Genomic DNA, 17,245 nt, shown 5'->3' with positions numbered 1-17,245 from the left:
TTTTGTTTTTGGTTTGATTTTGGCATTGCTATGCGAAGTTATTAACTTCGGAATGTCTTTAATGAACCAACAATCGATACAAACAGTAATTTTTGCAAACTCTATTAAACACGGTCAGCATTGCGTTGCTGGAAAGACATTAGACGGTAGGCATTGGGTTAGACCTGTGGCGGATAGTGACGGAAAAGAATTAACACATACCCAAGCCAAGTGCCGTAACCCTCATGGTACCTTTAACGTTAAGCCTTTACAAAAGGTAACCATCGGTCTTACAGCTCATGTTCCATTGATAAACCAACCTGAAAATTACTTGATTGATGATAGTGTTTGGCAGCAGAACTACACGTTAGACCACCATCATATTATCAATTTTTTGGACCATCCATCAGATTTATGGGGTAAAGGTGATAGGGTAAGATATGAGCTTATCAAATTAGGTCAACTGGTTGTTTCTCAAAGTTTATATTTAGTGCAAGTGAGTAATTTAAGCCTATATGTTAGTCCGTTTAATAAACGAAGAGCATCTTTCAAATACAATGGTTGGGAGTATGATTTACCAGTGACTGACCCCAGTTTCGACGCTCTTGTTCAAGACACACGTGCTATTAAAGGGATACTTTGCATTAGTTTAGGAGAAGAGTTTGAAGGTAATTGCTACAAATTAGTTGCGACTATTTTCTAAGGGGACATGATGAACTTGTATACAATTGGCTTTACGAAAAAAAACGCGGAAACATTTTTTACTTTCTTACAAGAATCTGATGTCAAAACACTCATTGACGTTAGGTTAAACAATGTCTCACAGCTAGCGGGCTTTGCGAAAAGAGATGATCTTAAGTTTTTTTTAAAGGAACTTTGTGGCGCTGATTACGTACACTCGCCAGAATTAGCTCCAACGAAAGATATATTATCTGCATACAAAAAAGGCGAAATGCCTTGGAATGTTTATGAAGACAGATTTTTAAACCTCATGAGCCAAAGAAATATTGAAAAGTTAATTACGCCAAAATTATTAGAGGATGGTTGCTTACTTTGCAGTGAACATGAACCTCACCTATGTCATCGAAGCTTGGTTATACAGTACCTTAACGAGCACTCAAACTTAGAATTAAAAGTGAAACATTTATACTAATGAACAGCGTTTTAATACTTTATCCAAGCCTTTTTAAATGTTATTCAAAGTTTTTAAGAAAGGTGCAAAAAATCACTTCTAGCTTAGGAGAAGTTGAGATTGTTTTTTCTGATGATCCGAACCAATTTATACAAAAAATATGTGCTGAAAGCTCTGGTCAGATTATTAGCAAAAAAGTAGATGCTTGGACGGTAGAGCGTATAACACATGCCATAATTTTTGATGACGGTGAAGAATTTTCCGAAGAAACAAAGTTATTAACCTTAAATGATAAGCCTTTAAGATTAATAAGGATAAAATTAACAAGGGTTATTAATATAAAACATGAAGCTAAGTATCAATCGGAAAAAAGCACACCAAGTTATGAATATATCGGGAGAGGGTCTTACTGGGGTAATCCCTATTCAATGTTTGAAGACGGCGATGACCGAGACGAAGTAATTCGAAAGTACAAATATGATTTTGATTTTGAGAAATTTCCTAATAAAGAGAAAAAGGAAGTTTATAAATTAGCCGGAAAGCGGCTCGGATGTTTTTGTAAACCACAACCTTGCCACGGTGATATATTGGCTGATTTTTTAAACCAGTGGGATGATGGAATGTAAAGGGCGCTTATTCGTTACGAGATCGTACAACCAAATCAGAATATGGAAGGAACGCAAGTGTCAGATAAAAATATCAGTTCGTTTCCACCAGAAGTGCAATAGCATCTTTAATATTATGTATATTGCTAAATCGCCCCGAGAAACGGCGAAACAATTTATGTGGGATGTAATCCCGTTAAGTATACATTGTAGTGCGAGACTGTAATAATTGTCGCTACTGATTATACTACTCATTGTTGTGGACTTTTTCGCAGGGCTCAAAACTGGCTAATTTCATCACGCGAAATCATAAAGTTTTGTGACCGTACTGTGACCATCGGTGTTAATCGGGGTAAGTTGGCTTTTTAGCGAATGCGTCCTAACACATTGATATACCTATTAATGCCGTTTTTCGCAGGGGTGCGACTTTTAGCCACTTTTCGCAGGGTCGCTCTCCGGAGGCAAAGGTCATAGGTTCGAATCCTATCGGGTGCGCCATATAAACTCACTCACTTTAATAAGCTTGAGTATCGCGATAGCTTTACTCAGTGATATTGTTAAGCGCAAACAGAATTGCCCTTACCGTTTTTCTATAGTGTTGCATTGACATTGTAATGATCTCAAAATTGTTAGAAATAGGTTCATTTAAAGCTTTTTGTAAATTCTCCTTCGAATTAGCGATAGAAATGAATGAAAAAGTTTAAACGTATACTAGAATAACAACCAAATTACCCAAGTCGCTGCTAAGCGGGCCTTTCAGTTGAAAGAGAATATTGACTACTATTCTTCCAATGCTCAATCACTGGCCGAGCAATACAATAGCGTTCAATTTGAATCAGTTCATAAGGATTGGTTAGACCTAATTCCAAGTGCAGGCATGGTTCTTGATGTTGGAGCTGGTTCTGGCCGTGATGCTCGTTTTCTGGCTGCAAAAGGTTTAAGTGTTGTTGCTGTCGAACCTGCGGATGGTATTCGTGAGCTTGCACAGCAATATTTTGTCGGAAAACCAATTCACTGGATTGCTGATACATTACCTGAACTATCTGCGGTATATGCACTGCACACAAAGTTTGACTTGATACTTTTAAGTGCCGTTTGGATGCACATACCACCCTCCTCGCGGCAGCGAGCATTTCGAAAGTTAAGTTCTTTACTTAAGCCTAATGGGAAATTAATTATTTCATTAAGGCATGGCGCTTGTCGTGATGAGCGCACAATGTATCCAGTTTCAGCAGATGAATTGTCGCAATATGCGAATCAATTTGGTCTTACATTTAAGCTGTTAACAACGTCACAACGAGATGATGAATTAGGGCGTGATGATGTCAGTTGGCAAACGGTTTTGATGTCACTTCCCGATGATGGAACCGGTGCATTCCCCTTAATTCGGAATATCGTGGTTAACGACAATAAGTCTTCAACTTACAAAGTTGCTTTGCTAAGAACTCTTCTGCGCATTGCTGAGGGGCATCCAGGAGCCATTATCGAACAAACCGATGAGCATGTTCTCCTTCCTGTTGGCCTAGTCGCTTTGTATTGGATGAAGCTATATAAGCCATTAGTTGATCAATTTGGTATGCAACAAAACAGTAATAACAACAAAGGGCTCGGATTCATCAAAGCTGATGGGTGGCAGAGACTTACTTCTCACAATTGCAATGACTTTTATATCGGAGCCAGTTATTTCGAAGGTAAGGTTGTGCAATCTCTTTATCAAACTTTGAAAGATATCGCCTCCACTATTAAGAGTATGCCAGCTAAGTACACCACGTTACCAGGTACTAAAGATGCCGTATTTCAGGTCGAACTTCATCGAACTATGAAGCCAGATGGGCAGCTCACTTTAGATTTTAAATTTTTGTCATCGCTCGGAAGGTTTCTTGTTCCAAAGTCCATTTGGGATTCATTAACGCGATTTAGTGTGTGGATTGAACCCACTTTGGTCAACGAGTGGGCAACGTTAATGGCGAGTTATGGTCGCAACAAAGAAAGTCAGTTTTCTAAATTAGACTATCTAAATGCGTTAAATTGGGACAACCCAGAGCGTACGACTTCGCGCATAAGACAGCGAGTCAATGATTTGTTGAGATCGGAAAATGTTGTTTGCTGTTGGTCAGGTAAAAGCTTACACAGAGCTGACTACGCTGTAGATCATGCATTTCCATTTGCGCGTTGGCCAAACAATGACTTGTGGAATTTGTTGCCAAGCATGACTAAAATTAATGCGCAAAAGTCAGATAAATTACCCACTGGATTAAAGCTAATTGAAGCTAGAGAATTTATTACTTATTGGTGGAAGCAAGGCTGGCAAACGAATCAAGCTGAATTCTTTAGTCAGGCAAATTTAGCGTTACCCAATTTGAAACCAGAGAATACTAACTTCGATGATGTATTTGCTGCATTTGCGTTGCAAAGAGATCGCTTAAAAGATTTCCAACAGTTAGCGGATTGGCAGTAAAAGTAAGTATCTAGGAATTAAACCGAAAACGTTTGTAAATTTGATAAGTACCAATTTACACTGCTATGAATGAACGTATCACTTTATACTGATACCTCCTTTTTTTTGCGCTTAATTCCTCAATTGCTCGAAAAAACCAGATCCGCTAGTCGCTAAAAACCGTATCAATTGTCGCAATTATTGCCCCAAATTTTTCTAATTTGTGTTACTTTCTGGTGACTTGCATCAGTCATCATTGGATTCAGGAGCGCCGTTAAATCATGAGCTTATTTTGGGTATCCGTCATCATGCTAATTGGTGTGCTAGTGCCTGTTGTGACTGAGCGCTTTGGGCGCACTGCGAATACGCTTTTCACCATGCTCGCACCGGCCATTGCCCTCGCATACATCATTAGCTTGGTGCCAACGGTTTTAGCCGGAAACGTGGTAACCGAGCATCTTGAGTGGATACCGAGTGCCGGCTTGGTGCTTTCCATGCGCTTAGATGGATTGGCATTAATGTTTGCGTTGCTGATCCTCGGCATTGGCTTACTCATTATACTTTATGCGCGGTACTATCTATCTGCGCAAGAGGCCGCAGGCCGCTTTTTCGCCTACTTAATGCTGTTTATGACGGCGATGTTATCGATCGTGCTTGCGAATAATATTTTGCAACTTTGGATGGCGTGGGAAGTCACCAGTATTAGCTCGTTTTTACTGATCAGTTTCTGGGGTAGCAAATCTGAATCACGCAAAGGCGCGCGCATGGCGCTTACAGTGACCGGTGCGGGTGGCTTAGCGCTGCTCGCAGGGTTACTGTTGGTCGCTGACGTGGTCGGTAGTTACGATCTGGGTACCATACTGGCCAGTGGCGATGTTATTAGAGAGAGTACTCTGTACCCAGTTATACTAATATTGGTATTACTTGGGGCATTTACTAAGTCGGCTCAGTTTCCATTTCACTTCTGGTTGCCTCACGCCATGGCGGCGCCAACACCAGTAAGTGCTTACTTGCATTCTGCTACCATGGTAAAAGCGGGTATTTTCTTGTTGGCGCGTTTTTTCCCAGTACTATCAGGCACCGACATGTGGTTCTTGATTGTGACACTGGCGGGATTAACCACCTTGGTACTCGGTGCGTATGTTGCGTTGTTCAAACATGATCTCAAGGGATTATTAGCTTATTCAACGGTAAGTCATTTAGGTTTGATTGTACTGCTATTGGGCATGGACACTCAGCTAGCCACTGTTGCGGCCTTATTCCATATTATGAACCACGCGGTATTCAAAGCTTCTCTGTTCATGGCAGCCGGGATCATTGATCACGAATCAGGTACCCGCGACATGCGCAAATTAAATGGTTTGTGGCGTTTTATGCCATATACCGCAACCCTAGCGATGGTCGCAGCAGCGTCAATGGCGGGTGTGCCGCTGTTTAATGGCTTCCTCTCCAAAGAAATGTTTTTTGCAGAATCCTTACATCAGGAAGCCTTAGGCTTTTTGTTTTGGATGATCCCGGTGCTAGCGACTCTTGCAGGTATTTTTGCCGTTGCTTATTCACTCCGCTTTGTGCATGACGTATTTTTCAATGGCGACCCGATTGATTTGCCGAAGACACCGCATGAACCGCCACGGTATATGAAAATCCCAGTCGAGATTTTAGTGGCACTGTGTTTGTTGGTTGGGGTATTCCCTGGCTTTATGGTTGGAGATTTTCTTGACGCTGCAGCGCGTGCTGTGGTGGTTGGAGAACTGCCTTACTACAGTCTGGCAATTTGGCATGGATTTAACTTACCTCTCCTAATGAGTGTGATCGCGATTGTCGGTGGTGTGGTTATTTACGCCTACCGGAACCAGCTCTATCGCTTCCAAGGTCAGTTCAAAGAGTCCGACGAGAAATTAGTTTTTGAAGGTGTTATCCAAACATTAGTGGGGTACGCTGAAACGGCTCACAATAAATTAAGTAATGGCTCGTTACAGCGTTATGTCGCGCTACTACTTATGTTCACGGTGGTTATTACGGCGATACCACTGATTAATCTTGATGTGGCAGCATTACATCTACCTGATCAACCCGTTAGCTTTGCCGAAATTATTGCGGGGATCATCCTATGTGTCAGCGCCGTGGCAACCGTTATCTTCCATCGCAAGCGAATGCTAGCGCTGATTTCTTTATCCGTGGTTGGTCTTATTGTATCAGTTGCATTTGCACGTTTTTCAGCGCCAGATTTGGCCCTGACCCAATTGGCAGTGGAAGTTGTGACCGTCATTTTATTAATGCTAGCGCTTTACTTCTTACCACAAAAGACGGTCACCGAGTCTGCGCCCTCGCGCGTTGTTCGTGACTTAGGTATTGCAGCTGCGGTTGGTGGGATCGTGGCAACGATTAACTATGCGTTTATCACTCAACCGTTAAATAGTATCTCCGAGTTCTATTTGGCCAATAGTAAAACCGGAGGTGGTGGCACCAATGCGGTCAACGTTATATTGGTCGATTTTCGTGGGCTAGATACACTGGGCGAAATATTGGTGCTGGGTATTGCGGCTTTCGGTATTTTCAAATTACTCACCGGTGTCCGCTTATCCATGACCACAGCCAATGACAAAGGTATCCCATGGTCGGAAGACAGTCATCCGCCTATTTTAACGATGATTTCGCAAAGCTTGTTGCCCCTTGCGTTATTAGTCTCATTTTATATTTTCTTGCGCGGACACAATATGCCTGGGGGAGGATTCATTGCAGGTTTGATCACTTCAGTCGCGCTGATCCAGCAGTACATTGCACATGGGGTTGATTGGATCAAACCGCGCCTGAAGGTGGATTATCAGGCGTTAATTGCGTGGGGGGTGTTAATTGCTGCGTTTACGGGCATCGGGAGTTGGTTCTTTGGTCGCCCCTTTATGACCACCTGGTTTGATTATTTTGACATTCCAGTCATTGGTGAAATTGAGCTCGCTAGCGCTTTGATATTTGATTTAGGCGTGTATTTAACAGTGGTAGGTGCCACCTTACTCATTTTGGCGAATTTAGGTAAGTTGACATCGGTTCATCGACCGACTGCGGAGGAATAATGGAAACTTTATACGTAGTATGTGTGGGTGTTATCACCTTTTGCGGTGTGTTCTTGTGTTTACGGGGGCGGACATTTTCGGTTGTTGTTGGTCTCACCATGTTGTCTTATTCGGTGAATTTATTCTTATTCTCTAGCGGGCGTTTGAATTTGGATGGGGCGGCGATTTTAGGTAAAGCCGAAAATTATGCGGACCCGTTACCGCAAGCATTGGTGCTGACTGCAATCGTTATTGGTTTTGCGATGATTGCCTTCGTTGTGATTTTATCGATGCGGGCGCGCGCCGACCTTGGCAATGATCTCGTTGATGGTCGCGATCCGCCCGATACTGACAAGCGCGTTAAGCCCATCAGGAGTAAACTATGATGGTGCATTTGCCGATCCTACCCATTTTAATTCCATTGGTTGGTGGCTTGTTGATGTTGCTGCCACCCTTTGTGGGCAGTGAAAAGTACCAATATCGCCGAGTTGCCTCGATCTCGCTATCGGTCTTACAAGTAGTGTGCGCACTGTGGTTAATGACGACGGTTTGGCATGACGGTGCACAAATGTATGCGGTTGGAGACTGGCAACCACCGTTTGGCATTATTCTCTATGCCGATCTACTGTCGAGTATGCTGGTAGCTCTGACCAGCTTCCTGGGGCTTGGTGCAGTCATGTACGCCTGTGCAGGTACTGACCGAGAAGGTAAATATTTTCATCCCTTAATTCAATTCCAATTATTGGGAATTGCGGGAGCGTTTTTAACCAACGACCTCTTTAATCTGTTTGTTTTCTTCGAAGTATTATTAATCGCGTCATATACGCTGCTAATTCATGGTGGTGGTAGGATGAAAACTGCTGCCAGCGTGCATTATGTTATCTTGAACCTGATTGGTTCAAGCTTGTTCCTTATCGCCTTGGGTACCCTGTATGGCACCACCGGTACACTCAATATTGCAGATATGTCGCAGCGTGTTGCCCAATTAAGTGACAGTCAGGCGATAATTGCGCAAGTGGGTGGGAGCTTATTGCTCGTCGTGTTTGGTCTTAAAGCCGCCATGCTGCCATTACATTTCTACCTGCCTAGAACCTATGAGGCTGCGAGTGCTCCAGTTGCGGCGCTGTTTGCGATTATGACTAAAGTCGGTGTGTACTGCATCTTTCGGGTTTATACCGTTATTTTTGGCGAGCAAGCGGGTGAATTAGCGAATATGGTCGAGCCATGGATATGGGTGTTGGCGTTGAGTTCAATTATCGTTGGCACCATTGGTGCCCTGGCGAGTCCAAGTTTGCGGATGTTGGCAGGCAACTTAGTCATTGTATCAGTGGGCACATTGCTAGTGACCTTTGCGTTGAGAACGCCTGAGGCGACTGCAGCGGGTTTATACTACCTTGTGCATAGTACGCTGATCACCGGTGTTTTGTTTTTAATTGCCGACATGATTGGTGAGCAACGTGGTAAGGCGTTTGACCGTTTTGTTATTGCGCGTAAGTTAAAACAACAAACCTTGCTGGGAATTGGCTTTTTTGTCGCCGCCTTAACAGTTGCTGGACTACCGCCTTTTTCCGGTTTTCTGGGTAAATTAATGATCCTGCAGGCGGTCACCGACGGTACTGCGCGTCTCTGGGTCTGGTCGATTATTCTGATCTCCAGCTTAGTAACGATCGTCGCCTTTTCGCGAGCAGGAACAACCTTGTTCTGGCGCTATGCACCCAATAGCGGTCCTAGCGAGTCCGACGGGGCCTCAGCGTGGCAAATCGCAGCCACCGTATTATTACTGGTCGCTTCACCGGTGTTGGTTGTATTTGGCGACAGCGTTATCCAATATACTCGAGCAGCGGCTGAGCAACTGCACAATCTCAATGGGTTATTGGATGTGATGAATTTGCGGGGAGGTTTATGATGCATAGCTTGGCAAAGTTACTGCCCATGCCGCTACACAGTATCATGTTGCTAGTGGTTTGGCTGATGATCAACTCCAGCATGAGTCCGGGCCATTGGCTGCTGGGCGCTGCATTAGCGATAGCAATTCCGCTTTTATGCGAACCGCTACGGGTACCTCAACCTGCCATAAAAAAGCCGCTAAAGGTAATCAGCTATGTATTGCTGGTATTGAAAGACATCGTGGTAGCGAATCTTGAAGTCGCCGTGTTGGTTTTAGGGCCGATGCGTAAAATAAAGCCGGGCTTTGTTGCGGTTCCGTTAGATTTACCTGATGTCTTTCCGGTGACCATACTGGCTAGCACGGTCACGATGACGCCGGGCACAGTCAGCTGTGACATCTCAAGTGACCGAAAATGGCTGTATGTGCATGTGCTGAACATGCCCGCCAATGAACAAAAGGTCATCGATTTTATCAAACAGCGTTATGAAGCGCGCGTGAAGGAGATTTTCGGATGCTAGATATCACCGTAATCATCGTTGCTATCATGCTCTGTGTCGCATTGATATTGAATTTGTGGCGATTGCTGATTGGCCCCCACATTGTCGACCGCATATTGGCTTTGGACACTATGTACATAAACAGTATCGCATTGATTTTATTGTATGGGATCTACAACCGCACTGCCTTGTACTTTGAAGCAGCATTGTTGATTGCCATGCTTGGCTTTGTCAGTAGCGTGGCGTTTGGCAAATATTTGTTGCGTGGCGACATTATTGAATAGGACAGAATATGAGTTTTACTGCTGAGCTAATTATTTCAATACTATTGTTGCTAGGCGGCATATTCGTGTTGGTCGGCTCTATTGGTTTGCTGCGTTTGCAGGATTTGTATGTTCGCTTGCACGCACCCACTAAAGCGACAACCTTGGGCTTGGGTGGGATTTTGCTGGGCTCGTTGGTGTATATGGCCTTTACCCAAGGTTATGTAAGCATCAAAGAACTCCTAATCACTCTATTCTTAGTGATTACGGCGCCAGTAACAGCGCACATTCTAGCCAAGGCCGCGATGCACCTCCAGGTTGGCACTATGGCGCGCACCAAAAATACGCACCATGTCCTCACTGCGCGTGAGCAAAAAGCGCCAGAGGCCTCGCCAAAAGATGAGCAAACAGAAAGTTAAGGCCAGTGATATCATCAACCCGGCTTATCTTGGTGCGCGCAACAGTCGGTGTCTTTCTCTATAGATAGAGCTCTCCCAATCAGCTAGGTTGGTTTCAGACGGAGTGCGGGTGAAGCCATTAAAGAGGCGCACGGTTGCGCGGTTGCGCAATAATTTCTGTAATGATTGCCGACCAATCCCATTCAGGTCAATCACGAGGTTTTCACCGCACGCTTTTGTGATGGACAAAAAAGCAGCGCCAGTGAACATGATGTCACCAATTTGGTAGCACGCGGAAGCCAGCGAAAGGCCAGGTGTGAGCATAACTAAAACAGGTATGTGTCCTAAATTAATGACTTCGCCATCATCAAAAAGATAATCATATCCTTGCGTGCTGCGCACAACCTCCCCCTCGACTAAGCGATAGGATGCTTGTGAGGTTGGTACCCTTAGGATAGCCTTACTGATCCCTATTTCGCCGTTGCAGCGGTGCTTTAGGAAATGACTCGCACTATAGTGATTGGGCTGAGTATGGGTTTCCAGAATCCATTGCAGCGTTAATTGTTGCGCGTTGATGTAGTGGACCAGCGCCTCTACCGGCGAACAATCCACATTGCCGCTAGAGTTTAGCGTGAATGTTGGGTCGATCGCTGCGGCGAATTTTGATGCGTTGTCACTAATGATGTAGCTGACAGTGCGTGTCTGCGGATTGATAAAAGGTTTAACACTAAGCGCCGTCATAATGTTCAACTTGCTGCTGGACACTTGATAATGTATCCAGTGAGACGAGTGAATCGACTACCAGCTCGGATGGAACAATGTGGGTGCTGAGCACAACCGTTTTGGTTTGAGCGAGCAAGCTGATTTGCTCGGCAATTCGTGATGTATTCTTTGCATCCAAGCCCTCGAAAGGTTCGTCGATTAAAATGACAGCAGCGTCGCTTAGCAGTGCTCGGGCTATTCCGAGCCGCTTTTTCTCGCCGCCGGATAGTGTTCTACCTGCATCGCCTAGCCATTCATTACAATCGTCAAGATAGGCCAATCCTACATTGCGCAACGCTTGTTTTACTTGCGTTTGACTTGCCTGCTGATTAGCTATCTGCAGATTGGCAAGCAGTGTGTCAGATAGACAATAAGGAAATTGCTCTACATACAATATGTTGTTTAATACCCCCTGCGGCAGGCTCTCTTGTTGCCCTGATTCTGTAGCAGAACACAACGATCGCGTGCCGGTTGATGGAATGAGCCCTGCGATAGCTTGAAGGAGTCTAGATTTGCCTGTACCGGAGCTGCCCACTATCACATTTAAGCTGCATGGGGCAAAGTAAGTCGATACTGTCGGCATTTGCGTTTTACTGGCTTTAAAATGCGTTAAGTCAATTGCGTGAACAGGATTATCAAGTCGCGGAACGCGCTGATGATTGGTTAATTGTGCATTGAGTGAGCGTTTGGCCTGAACATATTCCAATAGGGTTTGCTGACTGGGCAAACTGGGAGTGAGCCAGTCATTAACGCCGAGTAATACCATTGGAACAATAATAAACATGGCATTGCCTAGCATAGTGTGGCTGTAGTGAGTGAACAGCACACTAATTGAAGTGATACTCAGTAGCAGCAATATAAGCGACATGAGTTTGATACGTCTGTGTTGCAGATTGAGCGCGTGCCTTACGGGATTTAGCGATGGCATATTCACCTGCCCTGCAGCTTGCATATGCCATAGGCTCGCTGATTCAATGTGCTGATGAATATTAAGCTGTTGGTCCCGTTGTAAGGCGACAATTTTCGCTGCAGTGCCCAACAAGCTGACGAGCAGTAAGGCATACAGGATAAAAAAGCTAACACTGAAATACAGCACAATGAGTGATAATGCTGGTATGTAAAATAGACTGATAACATTCAGTAGTGTTAGCGAAAACAGAATTCCACTATTTTGTGCAACGAAAGCCATCCATACGGCAGCAACGCGCTCGCTGTTGTGATTCATAGCGTCGAGAGCTTCGCTGCGTATAACCTCTGTTTGACCTTCTAGCGCAGCAAATAGCCTGTCTCGGAGGTTGGCGAGGCGGAGCAGCAAGTCATGATGGCCAACGAGTAGACTAAAGTAGCCACTGCCGATACGCAGCAGCGCAAGTGCACGAATGACGACGGCAGGTAATACATAATTAAAATTTACCCCAGCAATAGCACAGGCTGCGATAAACCATGAAGCCAGCAATAAAATGGCTATACCAGCGCTATAATGCAATATAGCTAGCAGCAAACTGCCAACTAACGAGGCCTGGGTTGGACGTTGACGCTCGCATATCATGAGTGGATCTCGCCGTCTGCAATTTGCCAATGTTGACTGAACCATGACGTTGGAATTGGTTTGTGTGAAGCCCAAATAACAGTCTTATCATGCAGCTTCTGGCGGAGCAGTTGTGCAAGTGCAAGGTGTTGTTCATGGGTAAGATGAGCTGTGGGCTCATCCAGTAATACTATGTCTGGCTCATGCAACAATACGCGGGCCAATGCTAGACGGTGCGCTTCGCCACCGGATAATGGCGGGTGATCACCAAGCTCGGTATCTAACCCTTGCGGGAGACGCGCGAACCAGTTATCTAACTGAACTGCGCTCAAAGCATTAAGCATTTGTGCAGTCGAAATGCTGTCCTTGCCTAAACATAAGTTGTGCGCCAAGGATGCATCAAGAATGGTTGCTTGCTGTCCGAGCATGAATGGTCGAACCGGAAAGGCGTGAGAAGCTTGACGAAAACTCATGAGTGCCTCCATTAATGCTGTTTTACCGCTACCAGAGTCACCACTGAGTAAGATCCAATCACCCTTACTGAGCGTGATTTTGTTTGCGTGTAAGCGAGGCTTGGCGACTTGATAGTTGAGCCAAGTGACACCCTCGAAGCGGGTCACGAAATAGGACTCTTGAGTATCACCAAGGACTTGATGTAGCCGTTCTGCGCCGGCTTCGGCTTTTGCTTTCTGGTGATAATAGCGACCTAAGGCCTTTAATTCTGAAAAAAGTAACGGCGCTACGAGTAACATGAAAAGGCCCTGCGAAAAGTTTATTTCTGGACCAATGCTGATTTCTCCTAGCAGGCTAAAACCGATAAACACAGCGATTAATGCGATCGCAATCGTAGCGAAGAAATCCAGTACGGTGTTGGATAAAAAAGCCACTCTGACGACCTGCATGGTTTTGCGGTTGACGATATCGCTTGCGTCGGCGAGTCGAGCTTGCTGTGTTGCATGCTGATTGGTCGCGGTCAATAGTGGAAGCGCTTTAAGACGGTCGCTAAAAAGGTCGCCTAAACGTTCAAGTGCGATAAAGTGTCGGCGATGCAGTTGCGCCGCGTGTTTGCCAACTAAAATCATGAACAATGGGATAATTGGAAACGTCATTAACAAGGTCAAAGCAACCACATAGTTGACGGGTATTAAAATCAGAATGACAAGTACAGGAGCAATTGCGGCAAGCCATTTTTGAATACAATATTGCGTAAAGTATTCAGCGACATCAGGAATGTTAGTCATTACCAGTTGCTGCCAAAATGTTGCGCTGAACCGACGTGTGAGCGCTGTTTGTTGCTGTAATAGCGCTCGGTTGAGACGTTTCTCCATACTTTGAATGCTTTGCCATTGTAGAGCAAAAGCAAACCTATCAGCAGCGTAAGATGTTAGTGCCCAGGTTGTACCGCTAATTATCAAGGGAAGCACCTGCTGCCCCGTGATGCTGCGCTCAAACACAATAACCTCTGCCATAAGACTGGCAAAAACACTGAAACTCATAATTTGCGCGAGCAGTTGCACAAGGCGTATAGCCAATACTACAAGTTGCTTGCGACGTAAGGGTTTAGCTTCAGTGCTTAACCAGTCTGATATGGCGGAGTTTGTCGCTGTCATTACGCTTCGTCCGTTCTATCCATATCTTCGGTGGATTCTAACCACATGGCGTTTATGATGCCGAACGAGCAGGCCAATAATACGCCTAGTATCCAGGTGAAATACCACATAATAATTCTCCTTAATAAATTGTGTGTGATTGATTGAGGTCAGCCTGTTTTATACGTCCACGCATCACCCAGAAACCATAGATGGTGTAGGCAAGGACAATGGGTACAAAGATACAAGCTACAATAAACATGGTATTAAGAGTCAACAGTGATGACGTCGCATCCCAAACCGTTAAACTTGCTGCTGGCATAGTGCTGCTGGGCATCAAAAATGGGAACATCGAAAAGCCGGCGGTGAGGATAATGCCGGTTATGGTGAGCGCACTAGCAGTAAATGCGAGGCCACTCTTACCCGAATATGACGCGTTTGCACAAACAATGGCAGCACCAATACCGATGATTGGGGCGCTTAGCATCCAAGGATAAGTCGCATAGTTGCTTAACCAAGCGCCACTGACGATTTCTACCGTTTTTGTCAACGGATTGCTGGTGGCGAGTGGATCGACTGTAGAGGTTATCACGTAGCCGTCTACAGCAAAGTTTAGAATCAATCCAGCAAGAATAAACAAGCCTGCGGTAGCGACTGACAGCACGACAGAAACTTTGCGCGCGCGGTCATACAGGTGTGAGTCTGTTTTTAGCTGTAACCAAGTAGCCCCATGGTTGAGCAGCATAAACACAGAAACCAAGCCAGTGAGTAAGGCGAATGGTGTCAAGAGACCAAAAAAGCTGCCGGTATACGTCGCCTTTAAGGTATCGTCGAGCTCAAAGGGTACTCCGAGTAATAAGTTACCAAAGGCAACACCGAAAATAAGAGCTGGTATGATACCCCCAGCAAACAGTGCCCAGTCCCACATTAAACGCCACTTTTTATGCGGTAGTTTACTGCGATAATCAAACCCTAATGGACGCATCCATAGCGCGATTAAGGTGAGTGCCAAGGCCAGATAGAAGCCCGAAAAAGCGGTTGCATAAATTAATGGCCAAGCCGCAAATATGGCGCCACCAGCGGTGATAAACCAAACTTGGTTACCATCCCAATGTGGACCGATAGTGTTGATCATCACCCGCCGATCTTCATCCGTTTTTCCCACCAAGGTCAGCAGTGCGCCTACGCCTAAGTCAAACCCGTCGGTTACCGCAAAGCCAATCAGCAATACGCCAACCAGTACCCACCAAATGAGGCGTAACATTTCATAGTCAATCATGAGTGAGCTCCTTTAGGTTCGGCATCCACAGTGCCGACAGAAAGTTGTGCAAGTAGCTGTTCTTGTTCTGCAAACGTTGCCGAAGGGCCTTTGCGAGCATACTTTTGCATTAAATAAAATGCGGCGATAAACATGAGCGTGTAAAAGGTGGAATAGGCCACCATAGTGATCACGACATCACTGACAGAGAGGTTTGATACTGCAGTGTGCACGGGCAATATTTCTGCAATGGACCAAGGCTGACGACCATACTCTGCAACAAACCAGCCCGCTTCAGAGGCAATCCATGGGAGCGGTAAACTCCACACCGCGGCCTTAAGCAGCCAACGAGGTTTCGTAATCTGGTGTTTAGTTGAGTAGTAAAAAGCACACAAAAATAACAGCAACATGGCGACACCTGATGCTACCATGATGCGGAAACTCCAGAACAATGGTGCCACCGCAGGAACGCTATACTCCACGGCTTGCGCCAGCGCCGTTTCACTGGGGTTAGTAATATCCTCTGCAAACGGTTCAAGTAGCATGGCAAAACCGAGATCATCCTTATGCGCTTCAAATTGCGCTAACTGTGCGGCTGTCGCTTCACCACTGCGCACCACATCAAGCACAGCATAGGCTTGAATGCCTGATAAAATGCGTTCTCTATGTTCGATTTTGTGATCTTTTAAGCCAGTAACTTCTTCATCTAAAGAACGGGTTGCAATAATGCCCATGGCATAAGGGATCTGGATGGCATAATCGACTTGTTCGGTTTCGTCATTAGGGATCCCAAAAACCGTAAATGGCGCTGGTGCCGGATGGGTTTCATACTCAGCCTCGACGGCAGCAAGTTTTACCTTCTGTACATCGCCGAGTTCATAACCACTCTCGTCGCCGAGTACAATTACGGACAGTATGGACGCCAAGCCAAAGCTAGCGGCAATGGCAAATGAACGACGCGCAAAGGCAATGTCTTTACCCTTTAATAAATAATAAGACGATATCGCAAGTACAAAGACTGCGGCAGTGACATAACCCGCGGAAACGGTGTGCACAAATTTTACTTGTGCAACAGGATTAAACATTACCTCAGCGAAGCTAGTCATTTCCATACGCATTGATTCGAAATTGAACTCAGCTCCCACTGGATACTGCATCCAGCCATTGGCAATTAAGATCCACAATGCCGAGAAATTTGAGCCAAGCGCAACCAACCAAGTGGTCATCAGGTGCTTCACTTTTGACATTTTATCCCAGCCAAAAAAGAACAGTCCGACAAAGGTTGATTCAAGGAAGAACGCCATCAAACCTTCAATTGCGAGTGGTGCACCAAAAATATCGCCAACATAGTGGGAGTAGTAGGACCAATTCATTCCAAATTGAAATTCCATCGTCAGACCGGTGGCAACCCCAATCGCAAAGTTTATCCCAAACAACTTGCCCCAGAATTTGGTCATTTGTTTGTAGATTTCTTTGCCCGTCATGACATAAACCGACTCCATAATGGCCAACATAAAAGTCAGACCCAAGGTCAGTGGCACAAATATGAAGTGGAACATCGCGGTCATGGCAAATTGCCAACGCGACAACTCGACTAGCGTCTCGTTCATATGGTTTCTCCTGATAACGCAGAGCGCTGATTAAATACACCCTTGAGCTGCATCCAACGTGCCAACCCTGCAATTAGCGGAATTCAGCAAAAAAGTTGATCGTGATCAATTCAATGGGCTGGTTTTGCGCTGATTAAGGAAAGCTACAGTCAAATTTGGCGAAAGCCTGTGTCAGTAATGTCAGTTATGACAGCGAGAATTGAGTTGAGGTTAATTTTTGGAATAATGACACTTTTGGTAACAAAGGAA

General features: G+C 45.1%; 16 protein-coding genes. 10 read left to right on the top strand and 6 right to left on the bottom strand.

The window, feature by feature from the left end:
• Positions 1-61: 61 nt before the first annotated feature.
• From AC121Z_RS16945 to AC121Z_RS16900, 10 genes are all read left to right on the top strand, one after another.
• Positions 62-682, top strand: a complete 621-nt coding sequence (locus AC121Z_RS16945; protein WP_498125507.1) for a dual OB domain-containing protein — start codon at positions 62-64, stop codon at positions 680-682.
• A gap of 6 nt (positions 683-688) precedes the next feature.
• Positions 689-1,132, top strand: coding sequence for a DUF488 domain-containing protein (locus AC121Z_RS16940; protein ID WP_498125506.1), 444 nt, complete (start codon positions 689-691; stop codon positions 1,130-1,132).
• The gene (locus AC121Z_RS16935; RefSeq protein WP_498125505.1) at positions 1,132-1,737 is read left to right on the top strand and encodes a DUF4326 domain-containing protein; all 606 of its coding nucleotides are present in this window, start codon (positions 1,132-1,134) and stop codon (positions 1,735-1,737) included. Before AC121Z_RS16940 ends, AC121Z_RS16935 begins: the two co-directional genes overlap by 1 nt.
• 739 nt (positions 1,738-2,476) lie before the next feature.
• Positions 2,477-4,174, top strand: coding sequence for a class I SAM-dependent methyltransferase (locus AC121Z_RS16930; RefSeq protein WP_498125504.1), 1,698 nt, complete (start codon positions 2,477-2,479; stop codon positions 4,172-4,174).
• Positions 4,175-4,434: 260 nt separating this feature from the next.
• Positions 4,435-7,224, top strand: a complete 2,790-nt coding sequence (locus tag AC121Z_RS16925) for a monovalent cation/H+ antiporter subunit A (protein WP_498125503.1) — start codon at positions 4,435-4,437, stop codon at positions 7,222-7,224.
• Positions 7,224-7,589 carry a Na+/H+ antiporter subunit C gene (locus AC121Z_RS16920; protein ID WP_498125502.1) on the top strand — a complete coding sequence of 122 codons (366 nt, stop codon included), beginning with the start codon at positions 7,224-7,226 and terminating at the stop codon, positions 7,587-7,589. The genes AC121Z_RS16925 and AC121Z_RS16920 overlap by 1 nt, the downstream gene beginning before the upstream one ends.
• Positions 7,586-9,109, top strand: coding sequence for a monovalent cation/H+ antiporter subunit D (locus tag AC121Z_RS16915; protein ID WP_498125501.1), 1,524 nt, complete (start codon positions 7,586-7,588; stop codon positions 9,107-9,109). The genes AC121Z_RS16920 and AC121Z_RS16915 overlap by 4 nt, the downstream gene beginning before the upstream one ends.
• Positions 9,109-9,609, top strand: a complete 501-nt coding sequence (locus AC121Z_RS16910) for a Na+/H+ antiporter subunit E (RefSeq protein WP_498128291.1) — start codon at positions 9,109-9,111, stop codon at positions 9,607-9,609. The genes AC121Z_RS16915 and AC121Z_RS16910 overlap by 1 nt, the downstream gene beginning before the upstream one ends.
• Positions 9,603-9,872 carry a K+/H+ antiporter subunit F gene (locus tag AC121Z_RS16905; protein WP_498125500.1) on the top strand — a complete coding sequence of 90 codons (270 nt, stop codon included), beginning with the start codon at positions 9,603-9,605 and terminating at the stop codon, positions 9,870-9,872. Before AC121Z_RS16910 ends, AC121Z_RS16905 begins: the two co-directional genes overlap by 7 nt.
• An 8-nt stretch (positions 9,873-9,880) precedes the next feature.
• The gene (locus tag AC121Z_RS16900; RefSeq protein WP_498125499.1) at positions 9,881-10,270 is read left to right on the top strand and encodes a Na+/H+ antiporter subunit G; all 390 of its coding nucleotides are present in this window, start codon (positions 9,881-9,883) and stop codon (positions 10,268-10,270) included.
• 24 nt (positions 10,271-10,294) lie between these two features.
• On the opposite strand, the gene AC121Z_RS16895 is transcribed toward AC121Z_RS16900, so the two are convergent.
• From AC121Z_RS16895 to AC121Z_RS16870, 6 genes are read right to left on the bottom strand one after another with little or no spacing between them, the layout of a single operon-like run.
• Entirely contained in the window at positions 10,295-10,990 is a 696-nt protein-coding gene (locus AC121Z_RS16895) for an MBL fold metallo-hydrolase (RefSeq protein WP_498125498.1), read from the bottom strand.
• Complete coding sequence (locus tag AC121Z_RS16890) at positions 10,977-12,560, bottom strand: ATP-binding cassette domain-containing protein (RefSeq protein ID WP_498125497.1); 1,584 nt, start codon at positions 12,558-12,560, stop codon at positions 10,977-10,979. Before AC121Z_RS16890 ends, AC121Z_RS16895 begins: the two co-directional genes overlap by 14 nt.
• Entirely contained in the window at positions 12,557-14,149 is a 1,593-nt protein-coding gene (locus AC121Z_RS16885; protein WP_498125496.1) for an ABC transporter ATP-binding protein/permease, read from the bottom strand. The genes AC121Z_RS16890 and AC121Z_RS16885 overlap by 4 nt, the downstream gene beginning before the upstream one ends.
• Positions 14,149-14,259 carry a cytochrome bd-I oxidase subunit CydX gene (cydX, locus tag AC121Z_RS16880; RefSeq protein ID WP_498125495.1) on the bottom strand — a complete coding sequence of 37 codons (111 nt, stop codon included), beginning with the start codon at positions 14,257-14,259 and terminating at the stop codon, positions 14,149-14,151. The genes AC121Z_RS16885 and cydX overlap by 1 nt, the downstream gene beginning before the upstream one ends.
• Positions 14,260-14,270: 11 nt before the next feature.
• The gene (cydB, locus tag AC121Z_RS16875) at positions 14,271-15,407 is read right to left on the bottom strand and encodes a cytochrome d ubiquinol oxidase subunit II (protein WP_498125494.1); all 1,137 of its coding nucleotides are present in this window, start codon (positions 15,405-15,407) and stop codon (positions 14,271-14,273) included.
• Entirely contained in the window at positions 15,404-16,996 is a 1,593-nt protein-coding gene (locus tag AC121Z_RS16870; protein WP_498125493.1) for a cytochrome ubiquinol oxidase subunit I, read from the bottom strand. Before AC121Z_RS16870 ends, cydB begins: the two co-directional genes overlap by 4 nt.
• Between the last annotated feature and the right edge of the window lie 249 nt (positions 16,997-17,245).

The organism is Alteromonas sp. DYW1, assembly GCF_059752595.1.
This window is presented reverse-complemented; position numbering and strand designations above follow the sequence as displayed.

Excerpts from the sequence above, each read along its gene's own strand:
- AC121Z_RS16940 (WP_498125506.1), top strand. The coding sequence starts at position 689 with ATGATGAACTTGTATACAATTGGCTTTACGAAAAAAAACGCGGAAACA.
- AC121Z_RS16915 (WP_498125501.1), top strand. The coding sequence starts at position 7,586 with ATGATGGTGCATTTGCCGATCCTACCCATTTTAATTCCATTGGTTGGT.
- AC121Z_RS16945 (WP_498125507.1), top strand. The coding sequence starts at position 62 with ATGAACCAACAATCGATACAAACAGTAATTTTTGCAAACTCTATTAAA.
- AC121Z_RS16870 (WP_498125493.1), bottom strand. The coding sequence starts at position 16,996 with ATGAACGAGACGCTAGTCGAGTTGTCGCGTTGGCAATTTGCCATGACC.
- AC121Z_RS16890 (WP_498125497.1), bottom strand. The coding sequence starts at position 12,560 with ATGATATGCGAGCGTCAACGTCCAACCCAGGCCTCGTTAGTTGGCAGT.
- cydX (WP_498125495.1), bottom strand. The coding sequence starts at position 14,259 with ATGTGGTATTTCACCTGGATACTAGGCGTATTATTGGCCTGCTCGTTC.
- AC121Z_RS16900 (WP_498125499.1), top strand. The coding sequence starts at position 9,881 with ATGAGTTTTACTGCTGAGCTAATTATTTCAATACTATTGTTGCTAGGC.
- AC121Z_RS16935 (WP_498125505.1), top strand. The coding sequence starts at position 1,132 with ATGAACAGCGTTTTAATACTTTATCCAAGCCTTTTTAAATGTTATTCA.
- cydB (WP_498125494.1), bottom strand. The coding sequence starts at position 15,407 with ATGATTGACTATGAAATGTTACGCCTCATTTGGTGGGTACTGGTTGGC.
- AC121Z_RS16885 (WP_498125496.1), bottom strand. The coding sequence starts at position 14,149 with ATGACAGCGACAAACTCCGCCATATCAGACTGGTTAAGCACTGAAGCT.
- AC121Z_RS16920 (WP_498125502.1), top strand. The coding sequence starts at position 7,224 with ATGGAAACTTTATACGTAGTATGTGTGGGTGTTATCACCTTTTGCGGT.
- AC121Z_RS16895 (WP_498125498.1), bottom strand. The coding sequence starts at position 10,990 with ATGACGGCGCTTAGTGTTAAACCTTTTATCAATCCGCAGACACGCACT.
- AC121Z_RS16910 (WP_498128291.1), top strand. The coding sequence starts at position 9,109 with ATGCATAGCTTGGCAAAGTTACTGCCCATGCCGCTACACAGTATCATG.
- AC121Z_RS16905 (WP_498125500.1), top strand. The coding sequence starts at position 9,603 with ATGCTAGATATCACCGTAATCATCGTTGCTATCATGCTCTGTGTCGCA.
- AC121Z_RS16925 (WP_498125503.1), top strand. The coding sequence starts at position 4,435 with ATGAGCTTATTTTGGGTATCCGTCATCATGCTAATTGGTGTGCTAGTG.